Here is a 15,097-nt window from a genome sequence, read left to right as displayed (position 1 = left end):
CAAGTAAACTCGAGCTCCTTTTCTTTATTAACCTTTAATTTTCTCGATGAAAACTACTTTTAAGTAGTCTCCTTCTTTAAACTGATCAATGGTACGGAAATCTTCTGGTAAAGAATGTTCTTCTAATATTTTATATTTGCCATTCATTTCTTTAAAGGCTGTATCGATAAAGCCTTTAAACTTTTTCATATCGAATGCGCTACAATTTGTAGAAGCAACGATAATACCGTTATTTTCTGTAATAGCAATTGTTTCTTTTAATAAATTTTTATAATCTTTTGCTGCACTAAATGTATATTTTTTTGATCGGGCGAAGCTTGGAGGATCAAGTACGACCATATCAAATTTCATCTTTTTCTTCGCTGCATATTTGAAGTAAAGAAATACATCTTCTACAATAATATCTTGTGCTTCATAATCAACTTCATTGACACTAAACTGCTCAATTGTTTTACTTAAACTACGATTTGCAAGGTCAACACTCGTCGTTTTACTCGCTCCGCCCAGCGCTGCAAATACAGAGAAAGCACCTGTATAAGAGAACATATTTAACACTGTTCTTCCCTTTGCATATTTATCACGAATTTGTTTTCGAACGTTACGTTGATCTAAAAATACACCAACCATTGCCCCGTCATTTAAATAAACAGCGAAGTTCACACCGTTCTCTTTTACGATAAGTGGAAACTCACCGCGCTCTCCTGCTACGAAATCATCACCTTCAATGTATTTCCCTTTCGTATCAAAACGCTTTTTCTCATAAATGCCTTTAAAGTTTGCTACTTTTTGAAGAGCTGCTATAATCTCATCTCTGAAAGTGTAAATCCCTTCACTATACCAACTTACTACGTAGTAGCCGTCATAGTAATCAATAATTAATCCGCCAAGACCATCACCTTCACCATTCACCACACGGAATGCTGTCGTATCACTTGATTTATAAAATTGTTTTCGTTTATGTAAGGCAGATTTGATTTTACTTTCAAAGAAAGATTGATTAATTTGTTCACTCTCTTTTCTCGTTAAAATCCAGCCGTATCCTTTATTTTGTTTTCCATAATAACCTTTTCCGACAAAGTTGTTCTTCTCATCTACTACTTTGATGATTGTCCCTTCTTCACGAACATCGTTTAAATTTTGAATTGCATCTTTTAAAATAAGTGGGTATCCACTTTTAATTTCTTTTATAAATTTCGTTTTTATTTTTATAGTTACTTCTGATCGCATATAATAACTTCCTTTCCATTTGCATGCTTTCTCTATAGGAAGCATTTAAAAAACGAGCCTGAAAAAACAGCCTCGTTTCACTATACCATATTATTGCTTTGCTAGTACAACTCGCTCATTCTCGCACTTAACCGCCACATATTTACTACGTTTTGAAATGGAACTCTCACTGTCCAAAATAATAGAAAAAAATTATATATTTCACATTTACCATTGACATTGATAATGATTTTCATTATCATTTAATGTATATGAGTTCTTGAAAATATAGCTACATTTATAGGAGGAATAAACATGATTATTGTTACAAATACAGCTAAAATTACAAAGGGAAATGGACATAAATTAATTGAGCGTTTTAATAAAGTAGGTAAAGTTGAAACGATGCCAGGCTTTTTAGGTCTAGAAGTTCTTTTAACGCAAAATACAGTTGATTATGATGAAGTAACAATTAGCACTCGCTGGAATGCAAAAGAAGATTTCCAAGGTTGGACAAAGAGCGCCGCATTTAAAGATGCTCACTCACATCAAGGCGGGATGCCAGAATATATTCTTGATAATAAAATTGCTTACTATGATGTAAAAGTTGTACGTATGCCAATGGCTGCAGCACAGTAAAAACAGTTCTTTTTTTAAGTATAGAATATGAGAAGCGTTATCTATCACTTCTCATATTCTATACTTTTTTCTTTAATTTCTTTTTACTAATTTCGCGTGTACAACTAGCCTTCCAGCCTCTGGATCAAGCGCATAGTCACAAGTAGAAAGTGTTACAACTTCATCATTAGCCGTCAATTCCGTATCCGTTTTGTACAGTGATTTTTCTTGAATTTCCTTTAAGAACGATGTATATGCTGCATCATTTTTAAAATCCGTTTCAATGTAATAAAAGTCCGTTGTTGTCGTGTATACTGAAAAAACTTCAACGTCGTATCCTTCAAATAATGTATCGTAATATAATTTACGATGGGACATGAAAAAGTCTTCGTCCAACATCTTTTTTAAACTACCAAACATAGAACCGTCTTTCATACGATGACCATATAAAATCGTATTGCGATTTCGAGATTTCACATCATTACGATGGTCCATAAAAATGCTGCCCGCTCTCATATCTTCACCTTTATAATTACGAAATAAATAGTACTCATTATCTTTTGCTTGAACGATTGGATAATTAATTTGTGTATCATCCATCGTAATCCATCCGACTATCTCTGGATTAATTTTCTGGAGATCCTGAAACTGTTTACGTACCTCTCCGTCTTCCGATTTTTCTTCCATTGGACTTCTTTTATAAATATGTTGTGCCTCAGCCATTACTTTACGATTTTCATAATAATCCATGAAAATCCCGCCCAACTCATACATTGAATAGAAAAAGATTCCTAAAAACGCAATTGTAAGTATGCGTTGAAAAAAAGAATTCTTTTTCCGTCCTTTCTTGCTATTCAAATTATCACCTCAAAACGGATTATGCTCAGCCTTTAGATTCCCATAGGTACCATGTACAATCCGGTATCTTCATCCTGCTTTACAATGACATCTACACCATATATTGCTTTAACCATTTCTTCTGTTATTACATCATTAGGATTACCTTTCGTAATGATCTCTCCATCTTTCATAACGATAATATGGTCGCTATAACGAATGGCTTGATTAATATCATGTAATACCATTACAATCGTTAGCCCATACACTTCATTTAAATCTTTCACTAACTCTAATATTTCTAGCTGATAGTAAATATCTAAATATGTTGTCGGTTCATCTAAGAAAAGCATTGGTGTATTTTGAGCTAATGTCATTGCGATCCAAACTCGCTGCCTCTCTCCACCAGATAAAGCATAGATTGGCTTATCACGCTTACTTTGTAAATTCGTACATACTAGTGCGCGCTCTATCGCTTCTCTATCTTCATCTGTTTGCGGAGAGAAAATATTTTTATATGGCATACGCCCAAAGCTTATTAGCTTTTCCACTGTAATATCTGCTGGAGCCTCATTTTGTTGATGGACAACTGCTAGCTTTCTAGCAAACTCTTTCGGTTTATATTCACTAATCGCTTTCCCATCAAGTATTACTTCTCCACTGCTAGGAACGTGATTTCTAGACATGACACTAAGTAATGTTGATTTCCCGCATCCATTCGGGCCGATGATTGTTGTAATTTTCCCAATTTCTATTTCACTACTAACAGACTTTAAACGATTTGTTACGTTATCGTATGAAAAGGTTACATTTTTAATTTCCATGAACTTTATCACTCTTTCTAAGCAAGAATATTAAGAATGGACCACCAATAACCGCCATAATTGTTGCTGCTGGAATTTCGTTAGGTGGCACAATTAACCTTCCAATCGTATCCGCCGTCAAAATTAATAACGCGCCTGCAAGAGCAGAAAATGGAATTAATACTTTATGGTCTGAACCGACTAATTGTCTTGAAATATGCGGAACTAGTAATCCTACAAAAGCAATAACACCTGCAATCGCTGTTGATACTGCCGCTAAGAGTACTGCAATGGCAGAAATAATAAGACGAACTCTCGTCACGTGCAAGCCTAAGTTTTTCGCAGTCTTATCTTGTAGCGATAATAAGTTACACCAAGCTCCTACGAACAGAGCAAGAATAAGACCAATCGTTCCATAAGTCACCATTATTTCTACATCGCCCCACGTCTTCATTGTTATGTTAGAAGTCGTCGTTTGCTTAATACTCTTAATAAAATACCCACAAATCGTAACGAATGATTCATTTAATCCAGTAAACATCGCATTAATGGCAATACCAATTAAAATAATGCGAAGCGGGCTTAACCCTGACTTCCATGAAAACGAATAAACGAGATAACACGCAAACGCACCACCTAAAAAGGCGAATACGGGTGTCCAGAAAAAGAATTGCGGGAACAATGTAATAATAACGAGTGTCATAAAACTAGCTCCTGAAGATATACCGATTACCCCAGCATCAGCGAGTGGATTCTTCATAACAGCTTGAAAAAGCACCCCTGAAACAGCAAGAGCCGCTCCAGTGAACAGCGCAATAATAATACGCGGGAAACGTAAATCTTTAATGACTTCAACATCTTCATTCCCACCTGTAAATATCCCTTGCACAAGTTCAACAATACCTACTTCTAAACTCCCTTTCATCGCTGACAATGATGTCATAACAATGAGCAATGCAGTAACAATGAGGAAACTCCAAGTTTTTTTATTCATTCTGCTCTTCCTTTATATTAAAATGCATCACGGATACATCATATTTTTCAATTCATCTAACGCTTCAATTGCTGCTAAATTGCCTGTCGTTCCAAATAAACGCTCTTCTAAATCGTAAACACGGTTATTTTTAACCGCAGCAAAGTGTTTCCAAATGTCATTTGTTTTAAATTCTTTATCAAACATTTTTACAACTTCATCAGGCATACCATGAGCTGCTCGTAAAATAATATCTGGATCAGCTTTCTTTAAATACTCTGTATTAGAAGCTAAATATTCTACTTGTTCACCTTGCACAATATTTTTACCACCTAGTTGTTTCACTAAATCTCCAATATAAGAATGCTCTGTTGCTACTAAATAACTGCCCGGCACACCTAATAAAATAAGCACTGTCGGTTCTTTCTTTCCTTTTACTTCCTTTTGAATGCTAGCAACCTTTTTATCTAACTTAGTTACTACTGCTTCAGCCTGCTTTTCACGTCCATATTTCTTACCTAAATCGCTAATAGAACTTTGCATATTTTTTAAACTCGTTAAATCTAAAAAGTTTGCTTTCATACCCACATCATCAAAAACTGGCTTTAATTCATATTCAAGTGTTGTCACAGATAACACTTCTGAAGGCTTTAATGACTTTACCTTTTCCATATCTGGACTCATTGGATTCCCAACTTCAGGTAAACCTTTATATCGCTTCGGTAAAGTTTTAGAACTTGTTGGAACGCCGACTAAATCTACTTCTAACGCATCCATAATTTCAGTAACAGCCACTGTTGTTGCAACAACGCGCTCCTTACTCTCACTCTTTACCTGCTTTGCTGTTTCTTTTTTTGGTGATGAGCACCCGGCTATACTCATTAACAAAATGATAGCCATTAGTACACTTACGATTTTCTTCACTCTCAATCACCACTCCCTTCCATACAATATGAAACAAGTCTTGATGCACGCGAACATGCATCAAGACTCCAAAAATTACAATCTACCTGCTCTATATTTACGAACTAGTAAAGCAAGTGAACCTAGCAGTAACACCATGTATAAACCAAGTTGTGCTGTATCTGCAGTTTTTGAGTTTTTCTCTTTTTTCGAATCATTTTTTGTATCTTCTTTTTTCTTCTGACCATCTGCATTTCGGTTAAAATCAGGAGTACCTACTGTTTTTACATTATCTACTTTCGGTGTAGTCACTGGATTTTTCGGTTCATTTTTCGGTTCCTCTTTAATAGTTCCTAACGCGCCGATATTATTTGTATCAAATTGAATTTGTACATCGTAGAAATGATGGTAGTTCATCTCATCGATGTCTACCTTTACTTTTGCGTTTAATTTTTTAAATAGATCTTCTACTTCAAACTGTACTACTCGCGTATTTGCATTTTTATCTTCGCTTACTACTTTCGCATCAGCGAATAGTTCCTTGTTTTCCGTTTGGAATTTCGTAATCCACGCACTATTTTTCAGCGTCATCTCAATGTATTTTTTACCATCTTTTACGATTAATTTCGCTGGATTTACAACATAGTCATTCATCTTTGAAATCTCATCTGTTTTATCTTTTAATACTTTAAATGTAATATCATATTGGCCATCTACTAAATTTTTCGGATCAACTATTACTTTCGGGTTATTATTTCCACCTTGGTTTCCATTCCCACCTTGGTTGTCATTCCCGCCTTGGTTGTCATTCCCGCCTTGGTTGTCATTCCCGCCTTGGTTGTCGTTTCCGCCTTGGTTGTCGTTTCCTCCTTGGTTGTCGTTTCCTCCTTGGTTCCCTAAAGCTTTAATACTGTCTTGATCAAATACAAATTGAACATCGTAGAAATGGTGATAATTCATTGAATCAATATCTACTTTTACTTTTGCATTTAATTTTTTAGACAAATCGTTTACTTCTACTTCTACTACTCTTGTATTTTGTTCTTTATTTTCACTTAACACTTTTGCATTAACGAAAGAACCATTCTTCTCAAATTCAAATTTCGTAATCCATGTACTATTTGTTAATGTAAACGATACGTATTTCTTACCATCTTTTACTTTTAATACACCTGGGCTTTTTGTGTATGTGTTCATCATTGAGATTTCATCTGTTTGATCTTTTAACACTTTAAAGCCAATGCTGTATTCACCATCTTTAAGAGCTTTTGGATCAATTGTTGTGTTATTATCTTGGTTGTCGTTTCCACCTTGGTTGTTATTTCCTCCTTGGTTGTCGTTTCCTCCTTGGTTGTTATTTCCTCCTTGGTTGTCGTTTCCTCCTTGGTTGTTATTTCCTCCTTGGTTGTCGTTTCCTCCTTGGTTATCTAACGGCTTAATGCTACCTTTATCAAATGCAAATTGAATATCGTAAAAATGGTGATAATTCATTGAATCGATATCTACTTTTACTTTTGCATTTAACTTTTTCGATAAATCTGGTACTTCTACTTCCACTACGCGTGTATCAGCTTTTTTATCTTCACTTATTACTTTTGCATCAACAAACGAACCATTTTTCTCAAATTCAAATTTTGTAATCCAAGAACTGTTCGTTAACGTAAATGATACATACTTCTTACCATCTTTTACTTTTAGCACACCTGGACTTTTTGTATATGTGTTCATCATTGAAATTTCGTCTGTTTGATCTTTTAATGCTTTAAAGTTGATGCTGTATTCACCATCTTTAATTGTTTCAGCATCTGGTTTTTTATTTTCATCTGGTTTTTCTGCTTCTGGTTTTTCTACTTCCGGTTTTTCTACTTCTGGTTTTTCTACTTCTGGTTTTTCTACTTCTGGTTTTTCTACTTCTGGTTTTTCTGCTTCCGGTTTTTCTACTTCTGGTTTTTCTACTTCTGGTTTTTCTACTTCTGGTTTTTCTGCTTCCGGTTTTTCTACTTCTGGTTGTTTCTCTTCATTTTTAATTTGTTCAAGTTTATCTTGTTCAAATAAAAGTTGTACATCATGCGTTTGCTTATAATTTCTTGATGCCATTTCGATAAATACTTTTGTATTTAGTTTTTTAGATAAATCGTTTACTTCAAACTCTACTACTCTTGTATCTTTTTCCTTATCCTCACTCACTACTTTTGCATCAACAAATGCGCCATCTTTTTCCGTTTGGAAATTTTTAATTAATGAGCTACTTTTTAGTGTTACAATTGCTTTTTTCTTACCGTTTTCTACTTTTAATACTCCTGGATTTACCATGTAAGTATTCATCTTAGATTCTTCATCTGTTTGATCTTTTAATACTTTAAATGGAATGCTGTACGCACCATCTTTAATTGTGTTAGAATTTGGTTGTTGATCTGGGTCAGGCTTTTGGTCGGGCTTCTGACCTGGATCGGTAGTTTCATTTGGATCTGGCTTATTAGCTGGGTCCTCTTTTTCATTTGGTTTTTCTACATGAATTGGTGTAATGCTATTTTGATCAAATGCAATACGAACGTCGTACTCATGATGATAATTTAAAAAATCAATATCTACTTTTACTTTTGCGTTTAATACCTTCGCTACATCTTCTACATCAAATTCTACTACTCTTGTATCTTTTTCTTTATCTTCACTAATTACATTTGTCGCAACTAGCTTACCTGCTTTTTCTGTTTCAAACTTCGTAATCCATGAACTATTCGTTAATGTAAAGGATACTTTCTTTTTCCCATCTTTCACTTTTAAAGTTCCCGGGCTTACTGAATATTGATTCATCATCGATTCTTCATCTGATGTATCTTTTAAAACTTTGAAGCCAATTGAATATTCACCGTCAGCCAACTTGGTAGCTGCTTGAACTGCAAGTGGTTGTAATGTTGATACGAATGTAAATATCATTAAAAACATAGCAACAATAATTTTTGTATACCTGTTCAATGGAACGACTCTCCCTTTTGAAAATTATTTAATACTGTTCCCATCAAATACAAAGCGAATATCATACGAAGCATTATAATTAATAATTGGAATATTAATTTTCACCTTGCCATTTAGTTTTTTTGACAAGTCAGCAACTTCAAATTCTACAACTCTAGTATTATCTTTTTTGTTTTCACTTAACACGGTTGTTTCTACAAATTGACCATCTTTTTCTACTTGGAAACTTTTAATAGAAGCACTATCTTTCACTTTAAATGAAACATATTGTTTTCCATTTTTAACTGTTAATGTTGCTGGGCTTTCAAAATAACTATTCATTCTAGACGATTCATCTTTATCGCCTTTCCATACAGTAAAAGCAATATTATATTTTCCATCAGCTAGTTTTGTAGCAGCCTTTGCATCTTGTAAACCTAGTGTTGCGATAAATGTAAATAAAACAGCAAATACGGCAATAATCATTTTAAATTGTTTAAACATATATTCATCACCCTTCAAAAGATTTATTTACTCAATTTCACTTTACGAATTAAGAAAGCACCTGAAATAAGAATTAACGCTGCAAACAATCCAATACGTGCTTCATCGCCTGTTTTTGGGTTATCTGTTTTTTCAGCTTTTCCATTTTCATTTTCATTTTTTGTTTCTTTGTTCGCTTCTTTAGCTGTTTCCTTACTCTCTACTTTTGTTTTCTCTTCTTTTACTTGTGTATCTGTTTTCGCTTGATCATTATTTTTTGTTGTAGCAGCTACGCCGTTATCGCCACCTACAGCTTTTACATTTGCATCAAAAGCAAAACGAATTGTGTAGTGGTGGTCATAGTTTGCATTTGGTACAACAACATGAATTTTTACAGCTGCTGGTTTGGATAAATCATCTACTTTAAACTCTACTGTTCTTTTATCTGCCGATTCATCTTTACTAACAACTTTCGCATCAACAAAATTCCCGTTCTCTGGTGCTTTAAATTCTGTAATCCAAGCACTATGATTCATCGGAACTTGTACTCTCATCTCACCGTTTTTCACTATTAATTTTGCTGGCTTTTCAAAATAGTCATTTGCCATTGAAGCTGAATCATTTTCCGCTTTTTGAATTACGTAATTAATATCGTAAGTACCATCAGCTAGTTTTGCTGATGCATTCCCGTATGGCATTACAAGAAAAGCTAGCATACATACGAACGTTATAATAAAAGCGGGTAATACAGAAACCTTTTTCATTTTTCTTGTTTCCTCCTTGGTTATCTTTCACTTCACTTTTTGAAAATGATAATTATTCTCAATTTATAAGAAAAAAATAATCTCTTCTACCTATTATTTAATTAGCATTCTTTTATGTAACATAAGCATTATTGATTATCATTCTCATTTAATGTTAAAAATAATATCTCACCCTATTCCTTATATGAAGGCATAGAAACTGAGAAAAAATTACAAAACTCATTTATATTGATTATCATTCTCAATATAAATCAAAAAAAATAAACTATCTCTTCTCCTCTTCTTTCACCTCTTCCCCCTAACAACACTTTATTAGTTATAGAAACCCCTTTTCCCTCACTTCCCTTCCAATATTTCCACAACTAAGTCAATCTTAGCCTACTCATAAATTTTTTGTCAACTATATTACGTATAAAATTTTTAATATCTGAATTTCTCTATATATGGCTTTTTCTACAAAAAAAGAGACTTTCTATTATAGAAAGCCTCTTTTCTCTATTTTTCTACAGCAATTTCCTGCTTTTGAAACTTAGAAACTATATAACCAAATCCTATACCGATTATGCCTGGAACTAACCAACCAATTCCTACACTATATAATGGAATCTTATCTAAAATAGGTGCTAGCGCTGCAATTTGAAGGTTTGCATTGTGTAACCCATCAAAGAAACTTATTGCAAATGCTCCTACAATCCCGCCCACATACATCGCTAATGGAAGACGAACGTAGTTTTCAACAAGTGATAATACGATAAGTACGATTCCAATTGGATAAATGGAGATTAAGATTGGTAATGCTAATGCATTTAACTGAGTTAACCCAAGGTTTGCTACCATAAATGCTAATACACAGAAAATAAAAACGACTTTTTGATAAGAAAGCTTTGGTAATAAGGAAGAGAAGTAATCACCACAAGCTGCAACAATACCTACAGAAGTTGTTAAACATGCTGCTGTAATTGCGATCCCTAGTAATAAAGTTCCGTAGCTACCAAATAAATGATTCACGACATTTGTTAAAATAATTCCTCCGTTTGCGCCCATTCCAAGCGATACACTAGAAGCTCCAAGATACGCAAGCGCTAAATACACAAGTAGTAAACCAAGCGCTGCAATAAATCCTGCAAAGATTGTTACTTTTGCAATACTATTTTTATTTGTAATGCCTTTTTCTTTTAACGCATGAATTACAACATTTCCGAATACCAGTGCTGCAAGTCCATCTAAAGTTAAATATCCATCAATAAATCCTTTAAAGAGAGGAGCACTATACGCTTCTGTCGGTGCACCAAATTCTCCAATTGGTGTAATAAGTGCTTTACCTACGATAATTGCAATAACTGCTAATAATATTGGAGTTAGTACTTTACCAATACGCCCCACTAATTTCGAAGGATTTAAAGCTAAATAGAAAGTGACTGCAAAGAAAATAAGTGTAAAGATAACAAGTGGATATGACTGACCAGCTATCTCACTTGGTAAAAACGGTGCAACACTCATCTCATAAGCTACTGTTCCTGTACGCGGCACACTTACGAATACGCCTAAACATAAATAAATTGCAGTGATAAAAACAAGTGCGAATATAGGATGTACACGTCCTGCTAGCTCATTAATATCTCCCTTTAAAGCTATAACAATTACTCCTAATAAAGGTAGTCCAACCCCTGTTACGATAAAACCAAACAGCGCGATCCATACGTCCGTTCCAGCACCTTGCCCTAACGCTGGTGGAAAAATCATATTGCCTGCACCAAAAAACAGTGCAAATAACATTAAACTTATTGCAAACATCTCTGAAAACTTTAAAGATGACTTCATTTCTACTAACCTCCTAAAATAATTAATTGACAAAATATTCTGAATTAAAATCCGTCACATATCCTCTTTCAAGCATACTTCCCCGTAAAAGAACGCAAAAAACACCCGTCCCTAACAAAGGGACGAGTGTTGAAATCGTGGTTCCACCCTTATTCTAATAAAATGAATTTATAGCAAAATAAGCTCATTTTATAGCTCGTGTAAATTGATAACGGTTTTATCCGTCAAGAATTACAATGCATCATGTATGCAGTTCACTCTTGAAGTTTAGAGGTGGTAAGCTTGTCTTTTCGTATTAGGAAGCTCACAGCCTAAGGCTCCCCTCTCTGAGAATCGTAAAATACAACTCATGTCCTCATCATTACTTTTATAAAATATCTTGTCGAAACTTGTTGTTTTTTATTATATGGGCTATTTTTTAAAAAATCAATAGTTTTATTTTTTCTGACAAAAAAATATAGGGAGAAAATTTTTCCTCCCTATAACTGATCTATTAGAATGTCTAATTCCCCCGATGTAACGCTCCTCCACTTTCCTACTTCAAGCTCATTTAGCTCTATATTCATAATCCGTACTCGCTTTAGCTTTATTACAGTAAACCCAAAAGCACGGCTCATTCTACGAATTTGCCTGTTCATTCCTTGCGTTAAAACGATACGAAATGTTGATTGATCGACTCTCGTCACTTTGCACGGCTTCGTCATACCATCTTTAATCTTTACACCGCTGGACATCTCATCAATAAACCAGTCCGTAAAAGGTTTATCGACTGTGACGACATATTCTTTCTCGTGTTCGTGATCACCGTGTAAAATTTGATTGGCAATCGCGCCATCATTCGTTAATAAAATAAGTCCTTCTGATGCTTTATCTAATCGCCCAACTGGAAAGATTCGCTCTGGGTAATTGATATAATCAATAATATTATCTTCAATATGATCAGCTGCTGTACAAGTAATTCCGACTGGTTTATGAAATGCGATATACACCTTTTCTTTCTCTTCTTTCGCAATAACCTGTCCATCAATCGTTACAACATCACCATCGCTCACAAGTGCACCGTGCGTACATATTTCGCCATTAATAGCCACGCGTCCAGCTTTAATAAGGCGGTCTGTTTCACGTCTTGAGCATGATTTTGCTTCGCTTATGTATTGGTTGATTTTCATGTTTTGTTCCTTTTCATATATAATAAAAACGTCAATCTATGGCAATATCATTATGCCACGATTGACGCTTTTTCACTTCGCAAAAACAACTAAATAAATAACCCCAATCACCAAAAATATTCCACAACAAGCTAACAATACTTTTGCAAGTTTGTCCATAAACATATAATGGTTTCCCCTTTGTTTCGTTGTTTGCTATTTTAATTCGACAACTGTTACGCCTAGGCCTCCCTCGCCCATGTCACCGTAACGGTAATTCTTCACGCCGCGATGCTTCTTCAAGTAATCTTGTACACCTTGGCGAAGCGCTCCTGTTCCTTTACCGTGAATGATTGATACACGAGGATAACTTGCAAGCTGGGCATCGTCTAAATATTTTTCAACGCGCATCATTGCATCTTCATAACGTTCACCGCGAAGATCAAGTTCCAATGAAACGTGGTAATCTCTACCCTTCACACTTGCGACTGCTTTTTTCTCTGTTTGCTTCGGTGTGTTAATGTATTCCATGTTAGATTCTTTTACTTTCATCTTCAGAATACCGATTTGTACGCTCCACTCTGTATCACTTACTTTTTCAAGTAATTGACCCTTTTGACCGAACGTTAATACTTTTACTTCATCACCTGCGCGTAACTGTTGTTTCGGCGCAGTGTTTTTCACGTTTACTTTTTGTTTCTTCACAAGCTCTGGCGCTGTTCCTTCTAGACGGCTCTTCGCTTCAATAAGCTCATGGTCTTTCACATTTACAAGCTGTGCTTTACGCAATTGACGAAGTTCTTGAATAATACCTTCTGCTTCTTTCTTCGCAGCTTCGACTTTTTCTTCCCCTTCTTTTTGCGCTTTTAATAATTTTTCATCACGCTCATCGTTAAACTCAATAATTTGACGTTGCAACTCACGATGAAGTTTCTCAGATTGTTTGCGAAGTGCCTCTGCTTCGTTCCAGTCACGCTCTGCGTTCTTCTGGCTTTCTTCTAACTTCGCAATCATATTTTCAATTTTATTTGTATCTGTACTAATGTGGTTACGTGCTTGGTCAATAACGCGATCAGATAATCCAAGGCGCTTCGAAATTTCAAAGGCGTTACTGCGACCTGGTACACCGATTAATAACTTATAAGTTGGACTTAATGTATTTACATCAAACTCAACACTCGCATTAATAACTTGCTCACGGTTGTATCCGTATGCTTTTAATTCTGGGTAATGCGTCGTAGCAACAACGCGAGCACCGCGGTTACATACTTCATCTAAAATCGAAATTGCTAGTGCAGCACCTTCTTGCGGGTCTGTTCCAGCACCTAATTCATCAAATAAAACTAAGCTTTCAAAATCAGCTTTTTCTAAAATATCTACAATGTTCACCATATGTGAGGAGAACGTACTTAAGCTTTGTTCAATCGACTGCTCATCACCGATATCAGCAAAGATATTTTTAAATACACAAATCTCTGACTCATCCATTACTGGAATGTGAAGACCAGATTGCGCCATTAATACACAAATACCAACTGTTTTCAGCGTAACTGTTTTACCACCTGTATTCGGTCCTGTAATAACAATTGTTGTGAAATCTTTACCTAGCATAATGTTATTTGGCACAATAATTTCTGGATCGATTAGCGGATGACGAGCTTGTCTTAAATCCATATAACGCTCGTTATTTACAATTGGTTTCGTTGCTTTAATTCGTTTCGCATAAAAAGCTTTCGCAAAGATGAAATCAAGATTTGCAACTACTTCTACGTTTGATAAAACGATATCGGCTTCTACTGCCACTTCTTCTGTTAACATTAATAAGATGCGTTCAATTTCTTGTTTTTCTTTCACTCGTGCTTCTTGTAGTGCATTATTTAATTCTACAATTACTTGTGGTTCAATAAATAATGTTTGTCCAGAAGCAGATTGGTCGTGAACAATACCGCCATATACGCCGCGGTATTCTTGTTTTACTGGGATTACGTAACGTTCATTACGAATTGTTACAATCGAGTCAGACAGCATCTTTTGCGCGTTTGAAGAACGCGTCATATTTTCTAACTTTTCACGAATACGGCTTTCCGCAGTACGAATTTGAGTACGAATACCACGCAGTTTATCACTCGCACTATCGACTACTTCACCGCCATCACCGATGCAATTTGTAATTTTCTTTTCTAACTCATATAAAGATACAATTTGAGCGACATGAGTTTCTAAAATCGGAAGCTCGACACCGTTATCAGCCATATCTTCAATGAAACGTTTCATATTACGGCTACCATACATCGTATTCGCAATATCAAGTAGTTCATTTGGGCTTAACATACTTCCAATCTTTGCACGCTTCACATTCGAGCGAATATCCGTAATGCCACCTAATGGTGCACTACCTTTTAAACGAATGACTTTCGCTGCTTCATCCGTTGTATCTTGCATTTCTACAATTTCTTCAAAATCAGTGCTCGGCACTAAATTCTTCACTTTATCACGGCCAAGTGAAGAGGCTGTATGTTCAAGTAATTGTTCTTTTACTTTATTGTATTCTAATACACGCAACGTTCTTTCTAACATGTTGCAGGT

Annotated in this window: 12 protein-coding genes and 1 other annotated feature; of the genes, 1 reads left to right on the top strand and 11 read right to left on the bottom strand. The window is 35.1% G+C overall.

Annotated elements, in window-relative coordinates; all coding sequences use genetic code 11:
* Positions 1 to 27: 27 nt before the first annotated feature.
* Positions 28 to 1,227, bottom strand: a complete 1,200-nt coding sequence (locus AC1Q8L_RS09885; protein ID WP_001255950.1) for a class I SAM-dependent rRNA methyltransferase — start codon at positions 1,225 to 1,227, stop codon at positions 28 to 30.
* A gap of 294 nt (positions 1,228 to 1,521) precedes the next feature.
* Here AC1Q8L_RS09885 and isdG point away from each other — a divergent pair, with 294 nt between their 5' ends.
* A complete protein-coding gene (gene isdG, locus AC1Q8L_RS09880; protein WP_000587818.1) occupies positions 1,522 to 1,845 on the top strand; it encodes a heme oxygenase in 324 nt (107 codons plus the stop codon).
* A 72-nt stretch (positions 1,846 to 1,917) separates the two neighbouring features.
* Here the strand turns inward: isdG and srtB are convergent, their stop codons facing one another.
* The 10 genes from srtB to AC1Q8L_RS09830 form a co-directional block, all read right to left on the bottom strand.
* Complete coding sequence (gene srtB / locus AC1Q8L_RS09875; RefSeq protein ID WP_098311920.1) at positions 1,918 to 2,682, bottom strand: class B sortase; 765 nt, start codon at positions 2,680 to 2,682, stop codon at positions 1,918 to 1,920.
* A gap of 32 nt (positions 2,683 to 2,714) precedes the next feature.
* Complete coding sequence (locus AC1Q8L_RS09870) at positions 2,715 to 3,485, bottom strand: ABC transporter ATP-binding protein (protein WP_000403764.1); 771 nt, start codon at positions 3,483 to 3,485, stop codon at positions 2,715 to 2,717.
* The gene (locus tag AC1Q8L_RS09865) at positions 3,475 to 4,458 is read right to left on the bottom strand and encodes a FecCD family ABC transporter permease (RefSeq protein WP_001036841.1); all 984 of its coding nucleotides are present in this window, start codon (positions 4,456 to 4,458) and stop codon (positions 3,475 to 3,477) included. Before AC1Q8L_RS09865 ends, AC1Q8L_RS09870 begins: the two co-directional genes overlap by 11 nt.
* A gap of 27 nt (positions 4,459 to 4,485) precedes the next feature.
* Positions 4,486 to 5,367, bottom strand: coding sequence for a heme ABC transporter substrate-binding protein IsdE (isdE, locus tag AC1Q8L_RS09860; protein WP_002094153.1), 882 nt, complete (start codon positions 5,365 to 5,367; stop codon positions 4,486 to 4,488).
* A 69-nt stretch (positions 5,368 to 5,436) separates the two neighbouring features.
* Entirely contained in the window at positions 5,437 to 8,316 is a 2,880-nt protein-coding gene (gene isdX2, locus AC1Q8L_RS09855; RefSeq protein WP_492339431.1) for an NEAT domain-containing hemophore IsdX2, read from the bottom strand.
* A 24-nt stretch (positions 8,317 to 8,340) separates the two neighbouring features.
* Entirely contained in the window at positions 8,341 to 8,799 is a 459-nt protein-coding gene (isdX1, locus tag AC1Q8L_RS09850; RefSeq protein ID WP_000476164.1) for an NEAT domain-containing hemophore IsdX1, read from the bottom strand.
* 23 nt (positions 8,800 to 8,822) lie between these two features.
* A complete protein-coding gene (gene isdC, locus AC1Q8L_RS09845) occupies positions 8,823 to 9,542 on the bottom strand; it encodes a heme uptake protein IsdC (RefSeq protein ID WP_000757949.1) in 720 nt (239 codons plus the stop codon).
* A gap of 495 nt (positions 9,543 to 10,037) precedes the next feature.
* Positions 10,038 to 11,363, bottom strand: a complete 1,326-nt coding sequence (gene brnQ6, locus AC1Q8L_RS09840; RefSeq protein ID WP_000842651.1) for a branched-chain amino acid transport system II carrier protein BrnQ6 — start codon at positions 11,361 to 11,363, stop codon at positions 10,038 to 10,040.
* Between the two features lie 115 nt (positions 11,364 to 11,478).
* Positions 11,479 to 11,734, bottom strand: a binding site (T-box leader).
* 108 nt (positions 11,735 to 11,842) lie between these two features.
* Positions 11,843 to 12,532, bottom strand: a complete 690-nt coding sequence (locus AC1Q8L_RS09835; RefSeq protein ID WP_000700736.1) for a 23S rRNA pseudouridine(2604) synthase RluF — start codon at positions 12,530 to 12,532, stop codon at positions 11,843 to 11,845.
* Positions 12,533 to 12,727: 195 nt separating this feature from the next.
* On the bottom strand, positions 12,728 to 15,088 hold the full coding sequence (locus tag AC1Q8L_RS09830; protein ID WP_000893743.1) for an endonuclease MutS2: 2,361 nt from the start codon (positions 15,086 to 15,088) through the stop codon (positions 12,728 to 12,730).
* Positions 15,089 to 15,097 lie beyond the last annotated feature (9 nt).

The sequence above is a fragment of the Bacillus sp. GW823-FHT06A11 genome, assembly GCF_058795355.1.
This window is presented reverse-complemented; position numbering and strand designations above follow the sequence as displayed.